Here is a 20,573-nt window from a genome sequence, read left to right on the forward strand (position 1 = left end):
CACCCATGGCTTCACGCAGAGATTTTCTTCACCATAGTGCCCGCCTGGCCGCGCTGGGCGCACTCGGCGCGCCGCTGGCGGCCGCCGCCACCGACCTCCAACCGCCTCCCGACCTGTTCGATTCGCAAGCGCTGGACCTGGATTTCTGGGTCAAGCCGCGCACCCTGTCCGTGACCCGTCCGGCCAGCGGCGAACGCGCCAGCGTGCTGTACTGGAAGGATGGCGAAGTGATCGACTCCGCCTACGAACAGCTGTGCCACCTGCTGCGCGACGTGAACGGCAAGGCCACCGCCAAGATCGATCCCAAGCTGCTCGAGATGTTGTGGAGCACCCAGGCCTTCATCGCCCGCTACGGCTTGCTGCAGCCGCTCGAAATCCTGTCCGGCTACCGCTCGGCGGCATCCAACGCGCGCCTGCGCGAAGCGGGCATCCCGGCCGCGCGCCAGTCGCTGCACATGGTGGGCAAGGCGGCCGATATCCGCATCGCCGGCCTGAACGAAGAAGTGCTCGGCGGCCTGATCAAGAGCTTCCGCGGTGGTGGGGTTGGCTACTACTACCGTTCCGGCCCGCGCGGCGGCTGGATTCACGCGGATACGGGCCTCGAACGTACCTGGAAGGGGTGATTTCCTATCCCGCCGATGCGTGCGAACGTGTCGGTTAACTTGGGATAGTATTGTTGTCAAGTGCCGGGGCAGGACGCCCTGGCTGTCCCACGTCTTTCCAAGGAGGCTGTGATGGCAACAATCAATGCACCAACCATGGACCGCCGGTCCATGCCCGACCGCCGCGTCAACGTTCATGCGCGCGAGCGCCCGGCCATGTCCGCCATCGACTATATCGCGATGGCGCTCCTGATCATTGGCGGCCTCAACTGGGCCATGGTCGGCCTGTTCGACGTCGACATGGTTGCCACGCTGTTCGGTCCCGCCACCGCACTGACCCGCATCGTGTATGTGGTGGTGGGCCTGGCCGCCCTGTACTCGATTTATACCATGGCCAAGATGGCCAGCAGCAAGCGGCACTGAGAGTCCGGCCCGTGCGCATTGGCTTGATTTCCGACACGCACGGGCTGCTGCGGCCGCAGGCGCTCGATTTCCTGCGCGGCAGCGATCACATCCTCCACGCTGGCGACATCGTCGGCGCGGACCTCCTCGACCAGCTCGCCGGCCTGGCGCCATTGACCGCCGTACGCGGCAATAACGATCATGGTGACTGGGCGCAAGCCTTGCCCGAGAGCGTCACCCTGAACCTCGGCGGCATCGTCATCCATATGCTGCACGACCTCAAGGAACTCGCCATCGATCCGGTCGCGCAAGGCGTGCGCGTGGTCGTGACCGGCCATTCGCACAAGCCCGCCTGCGAAGAACGTAGCGGCGTGCTCTACGTCAATCCGGGCGCCGCGGGACGGCGCCGTTTCACCTTGCCGGTGTCGGTCGGCGAACTGCTGGTCGACGATGGTCGGGTGGACGTGCGGCTGGTCACGCTCGACGTACCGTAAGCCGGCGCCGCCTCACTTCTTCTGCGTTGCCAGGTAGGCCCGCAGGCCGTGGGTGACGACCATCGGCAACACGCTGGCATGGTCTTCGTCGGTGAACACTTTCAGGCCGGTACGCAGGTGCTTGTAGCCACGGCTCTTGAGCGCCGCATCGAATTCACGCAGGTCGGCCACCATGTCGGCATCTTCTTCCGCACGCGAGCGCTTCTTGCCGGGCGCTAGGGTTTCCAGGCTACCAATGCCGAAGAACGCGCTGGCCGGCAAGTCCTTGTTGCGCGCGGCATAGGCTTGCTCGCGCTCGAACATGATGCCGGCGTCGAACCACAGCGAGGGACTGCCGAGGATGTAGTGCTCGAAGCTGCGCGGCGCATCGAGCATCATCTGCAGGCCGAGCAGGCCGCCGTAGGAGTGGCCGACAAAGATCTTGCGGTTCATGTCGGCGCGGTAGTGGCGGGCGATGAAGGGGAAGACTTCGCCGGTCAGGTAGCGGCCATAGGCCGACGCTTCGCCGAAAGCCGGCGCTTGTCCCGGTTTGTCCGAGCGGTAGGCATGCTTGCGTGGGGTGGTCGGCGTATAGTCGCGACGGCGGCTGAAGACGGCGCCGTCGCCTTTCGCATACGACAGGCCGACGACGATGGCTTCTTCCATGCCCGCATGCTTGCTCAGGCGCGACGCGATATTGCGCACCACCGGGAAAGCATAGTCGGCATCGACGACGAACATGATCGGGTAGGAACGCTTGCTTGTGGCATACGAATCCGGCAGGGCGACGAAGACCTGGTAGTCGCGCCCCAGGGTGCTGGCGCGGACGTCGCGTACTTCGGTATTGGGCAGGACGTAGGGTGGTGGGGCGGCGGGAGCGGCGGACGCGAGCGTCGAGAGAGAAAACACACAGGCGGCAAGGAGAGCTTTCACGCGAAGACCTTTGTTGTTGTCGTGCAAGCATTGTCACACAGCTCCTTGTGCCAGGAAAGCGCTCCCCGGACCGGGCGCGGGCCCCGGAAATCCCTTAAGATAGGGGCCGTTTCTTCAACCATGCAGCACATGACTCTTCCGTCCGACCAACCCCGCTTCAAACCCCGCCCCTGGACGCCCCTCGAGACGCCGCAGGACGTCGAACTCTGGATCGGCGAACACAACGCCGCGATGCAGGAGCTGATCCGTCCGCAAGAGACCGGCGTCGGCATCTGTTTCACGCTGGCCGAGGGCGGCACGGTGCACATGCAGACGACGGAAGACGCGATCGTGCTCGACGTCGATGACGACGCCGGGTGGATCGCGCCCCTGATCATGGCCGCCACCGGCGCCGAGCAGCCGCGCGGCCACTACTGGCTGCTGCCGGACGACAGGCTGGTGCAGTTGATCCTTGGCCTGTCGATGCTGGTGCAGAGCACGACGCTGGTGAGCGGCCACAATTTTGGATCTGCCGGCCGGCGGGTCTGGTAATCAGTAGGGCAGGCCGGTCACGTCCAGCCGCAGCTGCCACACGGCGCCGGCGCCGGTGATGTACAGGGTCTTGCCGTCGGCGCCGGCAAAGGCCACGTTGGTGACATTGGCGTCGGTCCGGATCGTCGCCAATTCCCGGCCCTGCGGCGTGAATACGCGCACGCGCTTCGGTGCATGTTCCGTCACGTACAGGTTGCCGTGGCAGTCGAGCGTCATGCCGTCGCCATTCTCGATGCCGCGGATGACATCGCGGCCCGCCTGCGGCACGCCGTCCTTGATCGGATAGGCGCGCACCGCGCCGTCGCTCGCGTTCACGTACAGGGTGTCGCCATTCAGCGAGAGCGCGATCCCGTTCGGATTCTTGCGCGTGCCGTCGACCAGCGTCACGGCGCCGTCGGGCGCGATGCGGTAGATGCCGGTCACCGGCTGGCCGCCGGGCGCCGCGGCCTTCTGGTAATCCGGGTCGGTGAAGTAGATGGCGCCGTCGGCCGCGATCGCGATATCGTTCGGCGAATTGAAGACCTGTCCCTGATAACGCGTGGCGACGTCGGCACGCTGGCCCGTCGCGATGTCATAGCGCGACATGGCCTTGTACTTGTGGGTGGCGGCGACCAGCGCGCCATTGGCATCGACCGCCAGGCCGTTACTGCCGGCATCCTCGATTGCCGTGCTCACCGTGCCGTCGGGCGAGAACTTGCGCACGCGCGAAGGAAACCCTGCGCTGAAGCTGAAGTCCGAGAAGTACAGCGCATCCCTGATCCATACCGGTCCCTCGTACAGGCCCGGTTCGCTGCGCGACGGCTTGATCGCGGCGATCCTTTCGGCCTTGAGTTCGCCCGACGGCGGCTTGCCGCTGCAACTGGCGGCCATGGCGGTTGCCGGCAGGGCGAGCGCCACGCTGGCTGCGAGCAAGGCGCGCACGAGGGGAGGTGAGTGGAATGGACGGGATCGGGTCATCAATGTGGTCTCCTTCATGAATGAATGCCAGGGGTGGCGCGTGATGTGTTAACGCTACCATTTCAATCGAATCAATTGTATCCTTACTCAGCGATGGTAACCCGCGCCGCCGGACCGGCACGGTATTCGAATGAAAACATTCTGCAAGGAGACCTGAATGATCGACCTGAATCGGCGCGGCCTGGTCATGGCCGCGGGTGGTGTGCTGGCGGCCGGCGCGGTGGGCATGCCGGCCTGGGCCAATCCCGAGCGCAAGCTGGGCTATGCGGTCGTCGGCCTGGGCGGCTATGGACTGGGCCGCATCATTCCCCAGTTCAAGGAATGCCAGCACAGCCGCCTGGTGGCGCTGGTCAGCGGCGATCCGGCCAAGGCGAAGAAGGTGGCGGCCGAACACGGCGTGCCCGAACGCGGCATCTACAACTACCAGAACTTCGACAGCATCCGCGACAACCCCGACATCGACATCGTCTACATCTGCCTGCCCGTCTTCATGCATGCCGAGTACACGATCCGCGCCGCCCAGGCCGGCAAGCACGTGATGTGCGAGAAGCCGATGGCGATCAGCGTGGCGGAATGCGAGCAGATGATCGCCGCCTGCCGCAAGGCCGGCAAGAAGCTGATGCTGGGCTATCGCTCGCGCTTCGAGCCGCACAATGTCGAGGCGATCCGCCTGGCGCGCAGCGGGGCCATCGGCAAGCTGCGCTACTTCCGCTCCGAACACGGTTTCACTGCGCGCGACCCGAATACCTGGCGCATGAAGAAGGCGCAATCGGGCGGCGGTTCGCTGATGGACATCGGCATCTACGCGCTGCAGGCGGCGCGCTACATGACGGGCGAGGAGCCGGTCGCCGTGTTCGCCAAGGAAACCACCGACCGCAGCGACCCGCGTTTCCGCGAGGTCGAGGACATGATCGACTTCCAGCTCGAATTCCCGTCCGGCGTCATCGGTTCGTGCATGTCGATGTACAGCGCCAACCGCAACCAGTTCGTGCTGATGGGCGACAAGGGGCGGATCGAGCTCGAGCCTGCCACCGCCTACAGCGGCCAGCGTATGTGGGTCGGCGGCGAGCGCAGCGACAAGACCCTGGTCACGCCGCCGCCGGGGCCGTATGCGAACCAGTGGGTAGGCCAGCTCGACCATATGGCGCAATGCGTGAAGGATAACCGCGAGACCATCGTGCCCGGCGAGGAAGGCTTGCGCGACATCCGCATCATCGAGGCTGTTTATCGATCGGCGCGAGAACAGAAACGAATCGTCCTGCGCGGCTAGGCATTCGTGGTATTTTTCGGTTATAAAGTGCCTTTGACCGTGGTGCAGGATAAAACTCGATGCATGAGGTAGTAACGAAGGAGCGGCGGCGGTGCATGGTTGCGGGAGTGGCGGTGGCATTGGTCGCCATCCTGCTGCCGGTCGCGCACGGCGCCGACCTGATGAACGAGGCCAGGGCGCGCGGCGTCCTGCGCATCGCCGTCGAGGGTACTTATCCGCCCTTTAATTTCAAGGATCCGAAAAGCGGCCACCTGACCGGCTACGACGTCGAGGTTGCGCGCCTGGTGGCCGCCGGGCTGAAACTCAAGCCACAGTTTGTCTTCACCGAATGGAGCGCCATCCTGCCAGCCGTATCGTCCGGCAAGGTCGATGCCGCCATCAGCCAGGTGATCATCACGCCGGAGCGCGAGCAGGCCTTCGACTTTTCGGTGCCCTACACTTATTCGAGCTTCCAGCTCATCGTGCGCAAGAACGAGCGCGCCACCTATCGCAGCCTGGCCGACCTCAAGGGCCGCAAGCTGGGCGTGCGCCAGGGCAGCGTGTTCGAGCAGCAGGCGAAAGAGGTGAAGGGAATCGAGGTCAGGAGTTACCCGGCCGTGCCCGAGAACCTGCAAGACCTTGCCTTCGGCCGCATCGACGCCTCGCTCGACGACAGCCTGATGGTGAGCTACCTGCTGAAGCATTCGGAACTGCCGATCAAGGCCGGGCCACGGGTCGGCAGGGATGCGCGCATCGGCATCGCCATCCGCAAGGGCAATCCGCAATTCAAGGCGGCGGTCGACAAGATCCTCAATGCAGCGCGCGCCGACGGCACGCTGCGCCGCTTGTCGATCAAGTGGTTCGGCATCGACGCCAGCAGCGCCACGCGCTAGTGAAGGACGGCGCACAAAAAAAACAGGCGCGGCCTGCGTTGCGGGCCGCGCCATGCGTGGTCGGTGCCACGTCAACGGTTCTTGTCCTGCTTGCCGTTCCAGTCGTTCGTCTGGTCCATTTGCCGGGACGCGTTGCCCGGCGACCCACGGTGACGGCTGTCGTGGTCGGCGTTCAGGTCGTCCAGAGCCGGGGTTCCGCCCGAGGCATGCTGGCCGCCATGTTGCTGGTTCTGCCGTTGTCCGCCGGCGCTTTGCTGATTGCCGCGGCGCTGTTGCGGATCTTGCTGTTTACCTTGTTGCTGGATACTGCTGTCTCGCTGCTGGCCGGCGTCTTGCTGCTTCCCGGCGCTCTGTTGATTGCCGGCATTCTGCCCGGCGCGGCTTGCTGCCGATCCCTTCTCGTCCAGCTCGGGGTAATTCGGCGCTTTATCGCTATGACCTTTGTGTTCACCCATGTTCGTCTCCTAGCACTGGTGTCTGGAAGACCCATGCTACGCCGATGGCGGACCTCGCCAATCAGCGTATTGGTGGAGACTTCGTAGGATTTATCAGACAAAGTCAGCAGTAAAACGGGAAGTCAGCAATACGCTAGGACTGGGCGCCTTACATATTCGGATAGTTGGGGCCGCCGCCGCCTTCCGGTGCGACCCAGACGATGTTCTGGGTCGGATCCTTGATGTCGCAGGTCTTGCAGTGCACGCAGTTCTGGGCATTGATCTGCAGGCGGTCGCCGCCATCCTCGCGCTTGACGAACTCGTACACCCCGGCCGGACAGTAACGCTGTTCCGGGCCCGCATACTTGGCCAGGTTGACGTCGACCGGCACGCTCGGGTTCTTGAGCGTCAGGTGGACCGGCTCGTCCTCGCGGTGGTTGGTGTTCGAGATGAACACCGACGACAGCTTGTCGAAGGTCAGCTTGCCGTCCGGCTTCGGATAGGCGATCGGCTTGTAGTGCGACGCCGGGCGCAAAGCATCGTGGTCGGCGTGCTGGTGGTGCAAGGTCCAGGGCGCCTTGCCACGGAACACGATCTGGTCGATGCCCGTCATGATCGTTCCCAGCACCAGGCCCTTGCTCATCCACGGCTTGAAGTTGCGCGCGATGTGCAGCTCTTCATGCAGCCACGATTTCTCGAAGGCGGCCGGGAAGGCGACCAGCTCGTCGGCCGAGCGGCCTTCGCCCAGCGCCGCGAAGGCCGCTTCGGCGGCCAGCATGCCGGTCTTGAGCGCGGCGTGGCTGCCCTTGATGCGGCTGGTGTTCAGGAATCCGGCGTCGCAGCCGATCAGGCAGCCGCCCGGGAAGACGGTCTTCGGCAAGGATTGCAGACCCCCGGCGGTGATGGCGCGCGCTCCATACGAGATGCGCTTGCCGCCTTCGAAGAAGCCGCGGATGTCCGGGTGGGTCTTGTAGCGCTGGAATTCCTCGTAAGGCGACAGATAGGGATTCTGGTAACCGAGCCCCACCACATAGCCGACCGCGACCAGGTTGTTTTCCAGGTGGTACAGGAAGGAGCCGCCATAGGTGTCGTTCGGCAGCGGCCAGCCGGCCGTGTGGATCACCAGGCCCGGCTGGTGCTTGGCAGGGTCGATTTCCCACAGTTCCTTGATGCCGATGCCGTAGGTTTGCGGATCCTTGCCCTTGTTCAGGTCATATTTCGCCATCAGCTGGCGGCCCAGGTGGCCGCGCGAACCTTCGGCGAAGAAAGTGTACTTGGCGTGCAGTTCCATGCCGAGCTGGAAGTCCGCCCCCGGCCCGCCTTCGCGGTTGACGCCCATATTGCCGGTGGCCACGCCCTTGACCGAGCCATCCTCGTTGTACAGGATCTCGGCGGCCGGGAAGCCCGGGAAGATTTCCACGCCCAGGCTTTCGGCCTGCTGGCCCAGCCAGCGCACGACGTTGGCCAGCGAGACGATGTAGTTGCCGTGGTTCTTCAGCGCCGGCGGAATGGCGAACACGGGCGTCGAGAACGACTTGGTCTCGGTCAGGAACATGACGCGGTCTTCGGTCACCTGCGTGTTCAGCGGCGCGCCTTTTTCTTTCCAGTCAGGAATCAGTTCGTTCAGCGCACGCGGATCCATCACCGCGCCCGACAGGATGTGCGCGCCCAGCTCGCCGCCTTTTTCCAATACGCAGACCGATACTTCCTGGCCTTTTTCCGCAGCCAGCTGCTTGAGCCGGATCGCCGCGGACAGGCCGGCAGGGCCGCCGCCGACGATCACGACGTCGTATTCCATGGCTTCGCGCGGTCCGTATTGTTCGAGGAGGTTGGTTGTCTCTGTCATGGTTGTTAGTGTGCTCTTAATGAGGCAATCTTGAAAATAGCACGAGTGTGCGGGTTTTTGCTGTTCAATGCAACTTGCGCGCCATTGTAAAGGCAATATTAGATGAGGCAATCTAATACTGGACATTTGTGGGATCATGATGCTTTCGCAATCAGAACCTGCCGAGTCAGGTTCTTGGCCAGCACGACAGCATTGGGGAGCGGGACGTGGGAATCGAAGTCAATTTCGAAGGAAAGATTGCAATGGTCACCGGCGCGTCGAGCGGACTCGGCGCGCGCTTCGCGAAGGCGCTTGCCGGGGCCGGGGCCCAGGTCGTGCTGGCCTCGCGCCGGGTCGAGCGCCTGAAGGAATTGCGCGCCGAGATCGAGGCCGACGGCGGGGCAGCGCACGTGGTGCGTCTCGACGTGACCGACCTGGGCAGCATCAAGGCGGCGATCGCGCACGCCGAGACCGAGGCCGGGCCGATCGATATCCTGGTCAACAACTCGGGCGTCTCGACAACCCAGCGTTTGCTGGATGTCGGCGAAGACGACTATGGCTATATCATGGACACCAATCTGCGCGGCGCCTTCTTCATGGCCCAGCAGACGGCCAAGCGGATGATTGCGCGCGCCAAGGGTGACCCGCGCAAGCAGCACCGCATCGTCAACATCGCCTCGGTCGCGGGCCTGCGGGTGCTGCCGCAGATCGGCGTGTACTGCATGAGCAAGGCCGGCGTGGTGCAGATGACCAAGGCGATGGCGGTGGAGTGGGGCAAATACGGGATCAACGTCAATGCGATCTGCCCCGGCTACATCGCCACCGATTCGAACGAGGATTATTTCGACACCGAGCCGGGCCGCAAGCTGATCGAGATGTTGCCGCGCAAGCGGCCGGGCAAGCCGGAAGACCTCGACGGGCTCTTGCTGCTGCTGGCGGCGGAAGAAGCCCATTTCATCAATGGCGCCATCATCACGGCCGATGACGGGATGACGGCGCAGTAATTTTTTTGGAAGCAGAGACCGGGAATGAGTAGCAAGAAGTGGGTTCACACCATGCGCATGCCGATTCGCTGGGGCGATATGGACGCCATGGGGCATGTCAATAACACGAATTATTTCCGCTACATCGAGTCGGCCCGCATCGCCTGGCTGGAACAGGTGGGCGGCCTGCTGGATTCACGCGCCGAAGGGCCGGTGATCGTGAATGCGTCGATGAATTTCCTCAAGCAATTGACCTATCCGGGAGAGATCGAGGTGCGTACCTTCGTGGCGCCGCCGGGACGCTCGAGCGTCGAGGTGTCGCACGAGATCCGCCTGGTCGGGGCGGACGGCGAACCGGGCGACCTGCACGCCGACGGCGTCGCCAAGGTGGTGTGGGTCGATTTCAGGCTCGGCAAGTCGGCGCCGTTGCCGGAATCCCTGCGCGCCGGGCTGCCGACCGCTTCGTGATCGCAAGCCGGGGCCGCGTCGGCCTCGGCGCTGCCTCGCTCCATCGACTCCCGCTGCGCACGCGCGCAGTCGTGGCAACGCCACGATACAAGGTCCGCTGTCTCAGTAATTAACTGTATTCACCCCATTCTCCAGCCAGCCATCGATGGCATGCCATGGCTGTGCTCGCCATTCACGAACGGTATGGCGTCGTTCAGATATTTGTTTGATATCTTATGATCGCCGATTGGCGAATGCGGCTGTGAATAACTGTCTATATGCTGTGTTGACGATAGCGTGTCGCGTAGAAACTCTGTTTCCATGAGCGCATCGAATAATGCCGGTTCCGTATTTTTTATCCCTGGTTCAATTTCTGAGTGGTAAAAATCTTTGTTTATTTGAGTTGATGAAATAGCCAGCAGAAAATATTTTCCTGAAGTGATGGAACTCATTGGCCTTTGGAATCCTCCAACGACCTCATTTCATCATTGTGTAAGGAAAGATTCTGTGAACAATTCCACTCGACTCCAACCGAAAGCCAAACTCATGGTGCTCGCCCCTGTGTTTGCCGCACTCGCCGCCTGTGGTGGCAGCGATCCAGCCTCGATTGACCCGGCCAGCCTTTCCCTGGCTGAAGTAGAAACTCCAGTTCGTCCCGCCGATTATGCTCCTGACACCGCTGCCACTACCGCAGCGGATGCGCCCGTTACCGATGCCACGGCGGATGGACAGTCCGCCAATGGCGCCCCCGCAGCCGCAACCGACGCCGCTGCGACGACTGAAGCACCCACTGGCAACAAGTCCCTGGCAAGCGTGACTGCGGTGGGTGGCCGAGATCCCCTCAAACAACCGTTCGCCAGCAACAGCATCTGGAATATGCCGATCGGTAGCGGTGCACGGTTCGTGCGCGCCAACCTGAATTCACGGCCGGGCAATAATATTTGGGCGCAAATGCCCGGCATCGACGATGAAAAAATCATCCTCAAGCCAACCGCACCGCTGGTCAATATCAATTACAGCAGTGCCGCCTGGACCGGCAGGAATCGTTGCAGCGCAACGGGCGGCCTGATGTACCAGGTGCCGATGCCCAGCAATTACGTCATTCCCAACACCAACAAGAACAGCTCGGCCGTGTTCCTGATGAGGGATGGCCGCACACTGGTGCAAACCCAGCCGGTGGCGCGCTGCACCGCCGGCGGACCGGCGACATCATTCGCCAAGTTCTCCAACGTCGACCTGTACGGTTCGGGCATCACCGGGGCGCACGGCGGCTCGGGCCTGTCGGCCATCGGCGGCAGCATCCGCCTCGGTGAGTTGCGTCCAGGTACCACTACCGGTCCGCGCCATGCGCTCAAGGTCAATGTGTACGCCAAGGAAGCGCTGTTCAGGTGCACGACGCGCAGCGCTTGCTCGCGTTGGCCGGCAACGACCTCGGACAGCTATGCGGTCGGCTGGTACGGCAGCGCCACCGGGAACGGCAACACCGCCATGAAGATGGGCGCCTTGCTGGCGATTCCTGGCAGTACCTCGATCACGTCGCTGGGCCTGGAAACCACGCCGGCCAAGCAACTGGCGTGGACGCTGCAGAACTACGGCGCCTACATCGTCGACGACACCTATGCGCCCGGTTTCGATATCAGCGCCGAAGACGGTCCGGACGGCTCGAAACGCACCGAGTTCAAGCGCGATTGGGGCTTCGACATGAACCAGAAGGTCCAGGGCAATACCGCTTGGATGCGTGACATCCAGCGCCTCATGCGCGCACTGAGCGTGGTCGACAACAACAGCCCGACCAGCATCGGTGGCGGCGGCACCCCGCGCCAGCCACTGGCGCCTGCGATCGCACCGTAAGTTCCTCGCTAGACCACGAGCCGCCGCATGAAAATGCGGCGGTTTTTTTTTCTGTCGTCGAATATGCTAATGTCGAATTATTATAATAAATGGTGGAGGAAATCTGTGGGTGGCTTATAGTATTTATCAAGGTATTTCGTGAGAAATATGACACATCTGGCCCAATGGGCTTGGGCTATTCGACGATCTTGTCAATGTGAATTTAGTGAGGATGGTAAAGCCATGCTCGGTAGCGGTAAATGTTTATTGCTCATGCATGGTTTGATATTAATCACGCCCGATCCAGCGCAGAAAAAATAGAATTTGAATGTAAATTCATTTCATGCGGAGGATGGGAATAAAATGGGCATTGAAAACACCACCGCTCATGCGATTCCAGCCAATTTCTGGAAAGAAGGAAATCCGCCCTTTGTAGCTCATGCAGACAAGAACATCGTCTCCACCCGCTTTTACGATAGCGCCATTCCAGATTTTGCCGACGCGTCCCTCGAACGCCTCTATGAAAATATCTACTGCACCCTGACCCGGATCGGCCTCTACGAGCGGCTTGACGACATCCACACCTTCGCCGCCGCCGACGAGCATGACATCGTCCTGCTGATCCTGTTCCGGATCGATCGCAACACGGTCCGCATCGTCAACCAGCAGGTCGCCCTGAGCACAGGCGATCTCGCTTACTTCGCCGTCAACGTGTTTTCCCGCTACCCGGCGGCGAGGCGCATCGAAGGCTACGCGCTCGACACGCCGGTTGACGCGTCCACCTTCGCGTCCACCTTCGCATCCACCTTCGCCTTCCCCGTCCAGGTCCTGCCCCAGCTGGAGGAGAACGTGGTCGCGCTTCCGTCGAGCGCGGACGCCTATATGGGTCAGCTGGGCAAGAGCACCCGGGAACTGATGCGGCGCAGCATGCGCAAGTGCGCAGCGCAGTTTCCTTCCTGTCGTTTCGAGATCCTGTCGACGCACCAGATCACGCCGCGCCACGTGCGCGAACTGGTCGACCTGACCGATCAGCGGATGGATGCGCGCAATGCCACGCCGTATGTCGAGGATTCCGACATCGACCGCATCGTACGGCTGGCGCGCAGCCACGGCTACCTTGGCATCATGCTGATCGACGACACCATCGTGGCGGCCTGCCTCTGCTCCAGGGTAGGGACGCGGCACTTCCTGCACCTGGTTGGCCACTCCCCACGTTTCGATGCCTACCGGCTAGGCCGCCAGGTAACCCTGCATACCATCTACCATGCCATCGCCATCGGCGGCCGGGAGCTGTGGATGATGGGGGGGCATCACGACTGGAAGTCCCATTTCCTGGCACGCCGCAAGATCCTCGGCAGCGTGACGATCTACCGTTCCCGCGTTGCCGTGCTCGTCTGTTGGCGCACCTTGTTGCGCAACGCAGCGCGCTTGAGGTTGCACGATCTCCGGCTGCTCGTGGCGACGGTGCAGTCGCGCGACGGCGCGGGCAAGCGACTCCTGGCTTACTCCCTCTCCGCGCTGCGCCACGCAAGAAAAGGGCTGCGGCGCCTGCGCTTCCTGTCGGCGGGCGGAGCCGGCAAGCCGTGCTTCCGGCGCAATGGAGACGGTACCGATGCCTGACGGCCTGCGGACCATGAAGACGGGCGCGGTGCGGCCGGCCTTCAGCCCAATATCACATGGTGGAACAATGAATGATCGACTCGACGATCGACTCGACCTGGCAAACGGCTCGGCGCGGCAAGAAGCGGTGTTCGTCGGGCGGCCCTTTCCACCGTCGCTGCGCGCCATGCTCGAGAGCTGCCACGAAAACGTGTTCTGCACCGAGGCGCGCTGCGCGGCCGTGCCGGCCGACACCGAGGTGGCCTGCTATCTCGCGCTGCGCGACGGCGACCCGGTCACGGGCATGCTGTATCGCCGCGAAGGGCGCACGATCACCGTCTTGAGCGAGCTGCTCTCCATCGCAGGCGGCGCGCTCGAGCAGATGGCGCACTGCCTGTTCGCGCGGCACCAGGGTGTGCACCTGATCCATTTCCCGGCGGTGCAGACGCCGCCCTGGCCCCTGCCGTTTCCGTGCCAGCGCTACGGCGCCACCGAAGACCTCGTGATCTCGCTGCCGGGCACGCCCGACGCTTATCTCGCCAGCCTCGGGCCGAATACCCGTGCGGCGATCCGGCGCGCCCAGCGGATGGTCGCGCAGCATGCGCCCGACCTGGCGTTTTCCTTCCACGGCCCCGGCACCATCGACCGCGCCGATGTCGCCGCCCTGGTCGAGCTCAACTGCCTGCGCCTGGCCAACAAGCGACAATTCCCGAGCCACACGGCGGACTCGCTGGCCACGCTCCAGAGCATGCTCGGCGCGTATGGATGCGTGCTGTTCGCCCGTAGCGGCGGCCGCATCCGCGCCGGCGTGGCGTGTACCCATGTGGGCGGGCATGCCTACATGCACGTGATCGCGCACGATCCCGGCTTTGACCAGGCCCGGCTCGGCCTGCTGTGCTGCTTCATGAGCATCTGCGAGTCGATCCGGCGCGGCCTGCGCGAGTACCACCTGCTCTCCGGCCGCTATGACTACAAGCGCAGGCTGCTCGGGCAGCAGCGCGACTTCGACCGCATCGTCGTCTACCGTTCGCTGGCGTCGGTCGTGGCGAGCCTGCCGACCTATGCCCGTACCCTGGTGCGCGGGCGGGGGCGACAGGCCAAACAGCGCATTTCGTCCTGGAGGCGATCGTGGAAATCCTAGATATCAGTCGACCCCTGTCCGAACGGGAGCGCAGCGGCCCGCCCGAACAGCTGCCATTGCTGTGGGACGAGGCAGAGGCGCCGGCGCCGGCGCCAAGGCATCCGGCACCACGCGCGGCGAGCGAGCGCGATGCCGTCATCGAACGCGAGACGCGGCGCGCCAAGACGGTGCTCCTGACCCTGCTCGGCGCGATCCTGCTGGCTTCCCACTTCCTGTGAAACGAGGGCGCGCACATGCCTGGAGCGACAGCCATGAACCGTGAAAAGAAAATCGTGATGCTCGGAACCCATGTCGATGGCTGCGGCGGCATCGCGTCGGTCATCGCGGTATACCGGGCCGCGGGGCTGCTCGCCCGGCGCGACATCGTCTATCTTCCGACGCACCGCACCGGCCCGGGGCGGGCCAAGGTCCACCTGTTCGCGCAGGCCCTGCTGGCCCTGGTCCGCCTCCTGGCCAGGGGCGAGGTCGCGCTGCTGCACATCCATGTGGCCATCAACGCCAGCTTCTGGCGCAAGTATGTCTTCTTCCTGCTGGGTTACCTGTGCCGCGTGCCGGTCGCGCTGCACCTGCACGCGGGGCGCTACCCTGATTACTACCGCAGCGGCTGCGGCCCACTGGCGCGCCTGCTGATGCGCTTCGCCTTCGACCGGGCGCGGGCCGTCGTCGTCGTCTCGGCCGAGCTGCAGGCCTGGGTGCGCACCGTCTCATCCCAGGACCGCGTCGTCGTCCTGCACAACCCGGTGCTGCTGCCGCAGCGCGCGCATGGGGGGGCGCATGGGGCCCGGCCAGCACCCGCGCGCGCGCCGGCGACCTTGCTCTTCCTCGGGCATCTGGAAGCAGGCAAGGGCTGCCACGACCTGCTGCGCGCGATGCGCACGATCGTCGCCGCCGTGCCGCAGGCGCGGCTGCTGCTGTGCGGCGACGGGCAGCGCGACGAGGCGCGCGCGCTTGTCGCGGCGCTCGGGCTGCAGGCCAATGTCGACTTGCCGGGCTGGGTCGACGCAGGCGAACGGGCGGCCCTGCTCGATGCGGCGACCGTCTTCGTGCTGCCGTCGCACGCCGAGGGCTTGCCGATGAGTCTGCTTGAGGCGATGGCGCATGGAGTCCCGGTCGTCGCCACGGCGGTCGGCGGCATCCCGGAGGCGGTGCGCGATGGGGTGGAGGGCGTGCTGGTCGCGCCCGGCGACACGGCGGCGCTGGCCGACGCGGTACTCGGCCTGCTGGCCGACCCGGATGCCCGCATGCGCCTGGGCGCCGCCGGCCGCGAGCGGGTCCGGACCGAGTTCTCCAGCACGCGGATGATCGCCACGCTGGAAGACCTGTACGAGAAGCTGGCGGCCAGGGAGGCGCGCCGGCCCGGGACGCGCGAGCGCTTCGACGAGAAAATCGGCTGACCGTGCCGGGGCCTGACAAGGGGGAATCCATGAAGATCTGGTTCGATCTATCCAATTCGCCGCACATCAATATGTTCCGCACGATGATCCGCGACCTGCAGCGGTCGCACGAGGTGATCGTCACCAGCCGTCCGTTGGCCAACACCGAGGACTTGCTGCGCATGCACCGCATCCCGTACACGACGGTGGGCGTGCACTATGGCCGCTCCCTGATCGGCAAGACGTGCGGCTTCCCGATCCGCGTCGCGCAACTGGTGCGCTTCCTGCGCCGGCGCGGGGTCGAGGTGGCGGTGTCGCAGAGCTCCTTCCACTCGCCGGTTGTGGCCCGGCTGCTGGGAATCCGGTCGATCTACCTGAACGACAACGAGCATGCGGCCGGCAACGTGCCGGCCTTCGCCTGCGCCGACCTGATCATGGTGCCAGAATTCCTCACGGCCCGGAACCTCAGGCGCCAGGGTGCGTCGCTGGCCAAGGTGGAACGCTATCCCGGCGTGAAGGAGGGCATCTACCTGTGGGAGTATGCGCAGCGCTGTTCGGCCTCGGCCCCGACGTCGGCGGCGGCGCGCGCCCGCGATCCGCAGGCGCGGCCGCGCATCTTCGTCCGCCCCGAACCCTGGACCGCCCAGTATTACCGGGGGCCGCGCAATTTCCTGGACGACGTCATCGGCGCGTTGCAGCACCGGGCCAGCGTCACCGTGCTGCCGCGCTCGCGCGAGCAGTACCTGCATTATGCCGGCCCTGCGTTCAAACACTGCCGCACCCTGTCCGGCGTGATCGACATCGATACCATCGCCGGCGAGTGCGACCTGTTCATCGGCGCGGGCGGCACCATGACGCGCGAGATGGCCGTGCTCGGCGTGCCCACGATCTCGGTCTACCAGGACGCGCTGCTCGACGTCGACCGCTACCTGATCGCCGAGGGCGCCTGCGCCCACCTGCCGGCGCTTACCGCGCAGGACGCCCTGGACTACCTGGCCTCGCGCGAGCAGGCCGGCCCCAACGCCGGCCTGCTCGCCAAGGGGCGCACCGCCTACGACATGATCAAGCACGAGGTAACCCATGCACACGCCTGACACGCCCCGCATCCGCATCGCCATTGCCGGCCTGGGCAAGATGGGCCTGTCGCACCAGGCCATCGTCAATGCCCACCCCGACCTGGAGCTGGTCGCCGTCTGCGATCCAGCCACCTGGCTGCTGGACATCATCGGCCGCTACACAAAGGTGGCCACCTACAGCGACTATGCGCGCATGCTCGAACGCGAGCGGCTCGATGCGGTGCTGGTCGCCACGCCATCGCGGCTGCACGCGCGCATGGTGCGCGCGGCGCTCGAGCACGGTCTCGACGTGTTCTGCGAAAAGCCGTTCTGCCTGGACGTCGAGGAAGGCGCGCGCCTGGTGGCGCTGGCCGCCGAGCGCGGCGCGGTCACCCAGGTCGGCTACCACAACCGCTTCCTGGGTACCTTCGAAGAGGCCAGGCGCCTGCTCGACGTGGACGCGATCGGACGCGTACACCACGCGCGCGTCGACTGCTATGGCCCGGTGGTGCTGCGCCCGAAGGGCGTCACCTGGCGCAGCAGCCGCAACGAGGGCGGTGGCTGCCTGTACGACTATGCATGCCACGGAATCGACTTGCTCAATTTCACGGTCGGCGCGCCGAGCGGCGTATCGGGCTCGATCCTCAGCAGCGTATTTTCCGCGTCGGCCGACGACGAGGTGTACGCCAACCTGGCTTACGCCGACGGCAAGACCGCGCAGCTGTCGGCCAACTGGAGCGACGACAGTCACCGCAAGATGTCGACCACGCTCGTGCTGTGGGGTACCAACGGCAAGATCGAGGCCAGCCGCCAGGAACTGCACATCCACCTGCGCGCGCCGGTGGCGGCCCGTCCCGACCTGGCGCAAGGCTGGAACGTCCGCTATACCACCGAGCTGACCAGGCCGGTGTGGTTCTACCTGCGGGGCGAAGAGTATTCGGCGCAGATCGATTATTTCGCCGAATCGATCCGGCAGCGCCGGGTCGACAGCCACTGCAGCCTGGCCGCGGGCCTGGCCGCCGACATCGTGGCCGACATGATTCGGCGCGACGCCGCCAGCGCGGCTGGCGCCGGCGCCAGTGCCGGCGTCGGGGCGGGCGTCGCCACGGACCTGGTGACCGCGCGCGGCGTGCCGGGGCGCTGGGGCAGGCTGCGCGACGCAGTGCTGAGTTCGCCCGAGACGATCATGAAGGCATTAAAAGGGAGCCCTTGATGGACCGTATTCTATTTGGAGACAACCAGTTCTTCGGCATCAACCACATGTCGGACGAACATGCGCGCGCCCAGAGCATGCAGTTCCAGAGCAACGAGGCCATCATGGCGATGCTCGACGGCGTCCTCGAAGAAGGCATCGAGGTGTTGATGTGCACCACCCACGAGCGGGTCGCCGCGATCTGCGAGTCCATTCGCGCGCAGCCGGCGCGCTACCGCCAGCTGAAGATCTATCCCTGCATGCCTTACGCACACAAGTATGCCAACGCCGTGTCCGATCTGGGAATCGTCGACGCGGTCCGCAAATTCCTGCCGGACGAGTCGCCGCTGACGGCGGCCGTCAAGAGCGGCATCGCAGTGGCGCGGCGCGACGTCGACGCCCTGATCCGGCGTCTGATCGACGCCGAGATGAAGATGTTCGTGGCGATCCCGACACCGGTCATCTTCCTGCAGAACGTGGTCACCGACCTGGCGCTGGGGTTGGGCTTTCACGACGCGCTGCGTACCTTCCACGACCATGTGCGCGAGCGCTACGGGGCCGAACCGGGCTTCATCACCATGAACCTGCCGCGGCTGCTCGAGGCACTCGACGCGATGGGCATCGACAACCCGATCGTCTGCGCCAACGTCAACAAGATCGGCTTCAGGATGTGCGGCGGCTTGCCGGCCTACGAAGAAACCGTCGCTTCGCGCAAGTTCCGCGCGGTGGCGATGTCGGTGTTCGCTTCCGGTGCGATCCCGGCCGAGGAGGCGATCGAGTACGTCTGTGGCCAGCCGCGCATCGAATCGATCGTGTTCGGCGCCTCCAGCCTGGGCAAGGTGCGCCATACCAAATACCTGATCGACCGCTATACGGCGCTGGGAAGGGGCGAGCCATGCAGCGTGAGGGTGCAGTGAAGCCCTTGCGCGTGGGCCTCTTGCTCGAGGCGCGCGCGAGCGACGGCTATGTGGCCGCCCTGTGCGACTGGCTGGCGGAAAGCCGTGACCTCGAGATGGCGCTGGTGCTGGTGGCAGACGGGGAGCCGCCCGGCCGGGCCGGGCGCAGGCGCCGCCCCGCGGCCCGTGGGACGACGGCGCCGCGGACACCGCTGCTGTTCGCCGCCGTGATGGCCGTCGAGCGTCAGTTACTGCGCCACTATGAGGCGCACCGCGCGCACCTGGCCGTGGTCGACGTGCCCGCCCTGGCCGCCGCGCGCGGGGTGCCGGTGCGCAGCGTGGCGCCGCCCGGCCTTGCAAACGCTTCGGGGTCCGCCGAGGTGTTCGCTGAGGGGCCCGTTGAGGTGTCCGCTGACGTGTCCACTGCCGCGCCCGACCCCGCGCTCCTCGCGATTTCGCATGCCGAGCTGGCCGGCCTCGAACTGGACCTGCTGGTGTGCTGCGACGGCGTCGCCTGCGACGAGCGCCTGGGACGCGCGGCGCGCCTCGGCGCCATCGGCATCGACTACCGGCGCGACCAGATCACCGGCAGCGCGCCTATCGGCTTCTGGGAAACCTACCACCGCGCACGCAAGACCGGATTCGCCATCGTTCGGCCGGGACCGGCAGGGGAGGCGGGCCAGGTCCTGGTCGAGGGGGCGTTCCGTACCAAGTATTCCTTCCTGCTCAACCAGGCCCACCTGTTCTGCAAGGCGCATGCCCAGTTGCGCAGGCTGCTGGGCGACGTGGCCACGACACGCGCGCTGCCAGCCGCGCGCGATCCGGTGCCCTACTCGGGTTGCTGCCTGGCGCCGCCGGGCAGCCTGCACGCGCTGCTGTACGCGTTCAAGCTGGCCGGCCGTCTCGGCATGCGCGGCGCGCGGCGCGTGCTCGGCATCCGTCACAAATGGACGCTGTCGGTGACCCGTTCCGGGTGGCGCAACGCCGCCTTGTGGCGCGGCGTGCCGGTGGCGGCGCCGCACGGACATTTTTGGGCCGATCCCTTCCTGCGGGTCCATGGCGGAAGGGTGTACTGCTTCGTCGAAGACTATGTGTATGCCACCAACCGCGCGCATATCTCGGTGCTCGAGATCACCAAGAACGACGTCAGGTGCCTCGGGGTGGCGCTGCAGGAGCCGTTCCACCTGTCGTTTCCCTTCCTGTTCGAGTATGGGGGCCGTCTCTATATGTGCCCCGAGACCTCCGAGAGCAACCAGATCCGCATCTACAAATGCGACGAGTTCCCGCTGCGCTGGACGCTCGATTCAGTCGCCATCGACGGCATCTCGGCTGCCGACTCGATGTTCTTCGAGCACCGCGGTCGCTGGTGGCTGCTCACCAGCATCGACCGCTCGGGCCTGAACGATCACTGTTCCGAGCTGTGCCTGTTCCATGCGCCCGATCCGCTCGGCGGAGCGTGGACCCCGCACCCCATGAACCCGCTATACATCGATACCGACATGGGGCGCAACGCCGGCCTGATCGTGGACGAAGGGCGCATCTACCGCGCCGCCCAGCGCCAGGGATTCGACCAGTACGGCGAGGGCCTGGCCCTGTACGAGATCGTCGAACTCGACGAGACCAGGTATTCGGAGCGCAAGGTGACCGACATCCGGCACGATTACCTGCAGCGCTCGCTCGGCAGCCACCACATCTCGTCCGACGGCAACGTGACCGTGGTCGATTTCAAGACCCATTGCTTCGCTCCCTGAGGGGCCG

22 protein-coding genes are annotated in these 20,573 nt (G+C 64.9%); 17 read left to right on the forward strand and 5 right to left on the reverse strand.

Translation table 11 applies throughout. From position 1 onward, the window contains the following. The first annotated feature begins 5 nt into the window (after positions 1-5). The 3 genes from SOM28_RS01935 (at position 6) to SOM28_RS01945 (ending at position 1,498) form a co-directional block, all read left to right on the forward strand. Positions 6-623: a YcbK family protein gene (locus tag SOM28_RS01935; protein ID WP_123069233.1), complete on the forward strand. Its 618-nt coding sequence runs from the start codon at positions 6-8 to the stop codon at positions 621-623. Positions 624-734: 111 nt separating this feature from the next. Beyond that, positions 735-1,025, forward strand: a complete 291-nt coding sequence (locus SOM28_RS01940) for a DUF378 domain-containing protein (RefSeq protein WP_221176154.1) — start codon at positions 735-737, stop codon at positions 1,023-1,025. Between the two features lie 23 nt (positions 1,026-1,048). Beyond that, positions 1,049-1,498, forward strand: coding sequence for a metallophosphoesterase family protein (locus SOM28_RS01945; RefSeq protein WP_229414912.1), 450 nt, complete (start codon positions 1,049-1,051; stop codon positions 1,496-1,498). Positions 1,499-1,510: 12 nt separating this feature from the next. Here SOM28_RS01945 and SOM28_RS01950 read toward each other — a convergent pair whose 3' ends face one another. Continuing rightward, positions 1,511-2,410, reverse strand: coding sequence for an alpha/beta hydrolase (locus SOM28_RS01950; RefSeq protein WP_320467007.1), 900 nt, complete (start codon positions 2,408-2,410; stop codon positions 1,511-1,513). 129 nt (positions 2,411-2,539) lie between these two features. On the opposite strand from SOM28_RS01950, the gene SOM28_RS01955 reads away from it, so the two are divergent. Further along, entirely contained in the window at positions 2,540-2,941 is a 402-nt protein-coding gene (locus SOM28_RS01955) for a hypothetical protein (RefSeq protein ID WP_123069248.1), read from the forward strand. On the opposite strand, the gene SOM28_RS01960 is transcribed toward SOM28_RS01955, so the two are convergent. Continuing rightward, positions 2,942-3,898, reverse strand: a complete 957-nt coding sequence (locus SOM28_RS01960) for an SMP-30/gluconolactonase/LRE family protein (RefSeq protein ID WP_320467008.1) — start codon at positions 3,896-3,898, stop codon at positions 2,942-2,944. 157 nt (positions 3,899-4,055) lie between these two features. On the opposite strand from SOM28_RS01960, the gene SOM28_RS01965 reads away from it, so the two are divergent. Then, complete coding sequence (locus SOM28_RS01965; protein WP_123069238.1) at positions 4,056-5,168, forward strand: Gfo/Idh/MocA family protein; 1,113 nt, start codon at positions 4,056-4,058, stop codon at positions 5,166-5,168. 59 nt (positions 5,169-5,227) lie between these two features. Next, a complete protein-coding gene (locus SOM28_RS01970; protein ID WP_320467009.1) occupies positions 5,228-6,040 on the forward strand; it encodes a transporter substrate-binding domain-containing protein in 813 nt (270 codons plus the stop codon). A 71-nt stretch (positions 6,041-6,111) separates the two neighbouring features. Here the strand turns inward: SOM28_RS01970 and SOM28_RS01975 are convergent, their stop codons facing one another. Then, positions 6,112-6,495, reverse strand: coding sequence for a hypothetical protein (locus SOM28_RS01975; RefSeq protein WP_320467010.1), 384 nt, complete (start codon positions 6,493-6,495; stop codon positions 6,112-6,114). A gap of 148 nt (positions 6,496-6,643) precedes the next feature. Next, positions 6,644-8,320, reverse strand: a complete 1,677-nt coding sequence (locus tag SOM28_RS01980) for an electron transfer flavoprotein-ubiquinone oxidoreductase (protein WP_320467011.1) — start codon at positions 8,318-8,320, stop codon at positions 6,644-6,646. Positions 8,321-8,526: 206 nt separating this feature from the next. Here SOM28_RS01980 and SOM28_RS01985 point away from each other — a divergent pair, with 206 nt between their 5' ends. Both SOM28_RS01985 and SOM28_RS01990 read left to right on the forward strand, forming a co-directional pair. Beyond that, entirely contained in the window at positions 8,527-9,303 is a 777-nt protein-coding gene (locus SOM28_RS01985; RefSeq protein WP_123069242.1) for an SDR family oxidoreductase, read from the forward strand. Between the two features lie 24 nt (positions 9,304-9,327). After that, positions 9,328-9,750 carry an acyl-CoA thioesterase gene (locus SOM28_RS01990; protein WP_320467012.1) on the forward strand — a complete coding sequence of 141 codons (423 nt, stop codon included), beginning with the start codon at positions 9,328-9,330 and terminating at the stop codon, positions 9,748-9,750. Between the two features lie 119 nt (positions 9,751-9,869). Here SOM28_RS01990 and SOM28_RS01995 read toward each other — a convergent pair whose 3' ends face one another. Beyond that, positions 9,870-10,181 (reverse strand): hypothetical protein, encoded by a 312-nt coding sequence (locus tag SOM28_RS01995; RefSeq protein WP_148043982.1) that lies wholly within the window; start codon positions 10,179-10,181, stop codon positions 9,870-9,872. 424 nt (positions 10,182-10,605) lie between these two features. On the opposite strand from SOM28_RS01995, the gene SOM28_RS02000 reads away from it, so the two are divergent. The 9 genes from SOM28_RS02000 to SOM28_RS02040 all read left to right on the forward strand — a co-directional run bounded on the left by SOM28_RS02000 (position 10,606) and on the right by SOM28_RS02040 (position 20,566). Next, complete coding sequence (locus SOM28_RS02000) at positions 10,606-11,580, forward strand: hypothetical protein (RefSeq protein ID WP_123069244.1); 975 nt, start codon at positions 10,606-10,608, stop codon at positions 11,578-11,580. Between the two features lie 342 nt (positions 11,581-11,922). Next, a complete protein-coding gene (locus SOM28_RS02005) occupies positions 11,923-13,179 on the forward strand; it encodes a GNAT family N-acetyltransferase (RefSeq protein WP_320467013.1) in 1,257 nt (418 codons plus the stop codon). Positions 13,180-13,246: 67 nt separating this feature from the next. Further along, complete coding sequence (locus SOM28_RS02010) at positions 13,247-14,299, forward strand: GNAT family N-acetyltransferase (RefSeq protein ID WP_320467014.1); 1,053 nt, start codon at positions 13,247-13,249, stop codon at positions 14,297-14,299. Then, on the forward strand, positions 14,287-14,517 hold the full coding sequence (locus SOM28_RS02015; RefSeq protein ID WP_320467015.1) for a hypothetical protein: 231 nt from the start codon (positions 14,287-14,289) through the stop codon (positions 14,515-14,517). The genes SOM28_RS02010 and SOM28_RS02015 overlap by 13 nt, the downstream gene beginning before the upstream one ends. Positions 14,518-14,574: 57 nt before the next feature. Beyond that, positions 14,575-15,693 carry a glycosyltransferase family 4 protein gene (locus SOM28_RS02020; RefSeq protein WP_320467313.1) on the forward strand — a complete coding sequence of 373 codons (1,119 nt, stop codon included), beginning with the start codon at positions 14,575-14,577 and terminating at the stop codon, positions 15,691-15,693. 29 nt (positions 15,694-15,722) lie between these two features. Next, complete coding sequence (locus SOM28_RS02025) at positions 15,723-16,766, forward strand: DUF354 domain-containing protein (protein ID WP_320467016.1); 1,044 nt, start codon at positions 15,723-15,725, stop codon at positions 16,764-16,766. Beyond that, on the forward strand, positions 16,753-17,940 hold the full coding sequence (locus tag SOM28_RS02030) for a Gfo/Idh/MocA family protein (RefSeq protein WP_320467017.1): 1,188 nt from the start codon (positions 16,753-16,755) through the stop codon (positions 17,938-17,940). Before SOM28_RS02025 ends, SOM28_RS02030 begins: the two co-directional genes overlap by 14 nt. Beyond that, positions 17,940-18,836, forward strand: coding sequence for a hypothetical protein (locus tag SOM28_RS02035; RefSeq protein WP_123071250.1), 897 nt, complete (start codon positions 17,940-17,942; stop codon positions 18,834-18,836). Before SOM28_RS02030 ends, SOM28_RS02035 begins: the two co-directional genes overlap by 1 nt. Further along, entirely contained in the window at positions 18,815-20,566 is a 1,752-nt protein-coding gene (locus SOM28_RS02040; RefSeq protein ID WP_148044093.1) for a glucosamine inositolphosphorylceramide transferase family protein, read from the forward strand. Before SOM28_RS02035 ends, SOM28_RS02040 begins: the two co-directional genes overlap by 22 nt. The last annotated feature ends 7 nt before the right edge of the window (positions 20,567-20,573 follow it).

Source organism: Massilia sp. CFBP9026 (assembly GCF_034045165.1).
In the GTDB taxonomy this organism is placed as follows: domain Bacteria; phylum Pseudomonadota; class Gammaproteobacteria; order Burkholderiales; family Burkholderiaceae_D; genus Telluria; species Telluria arenae.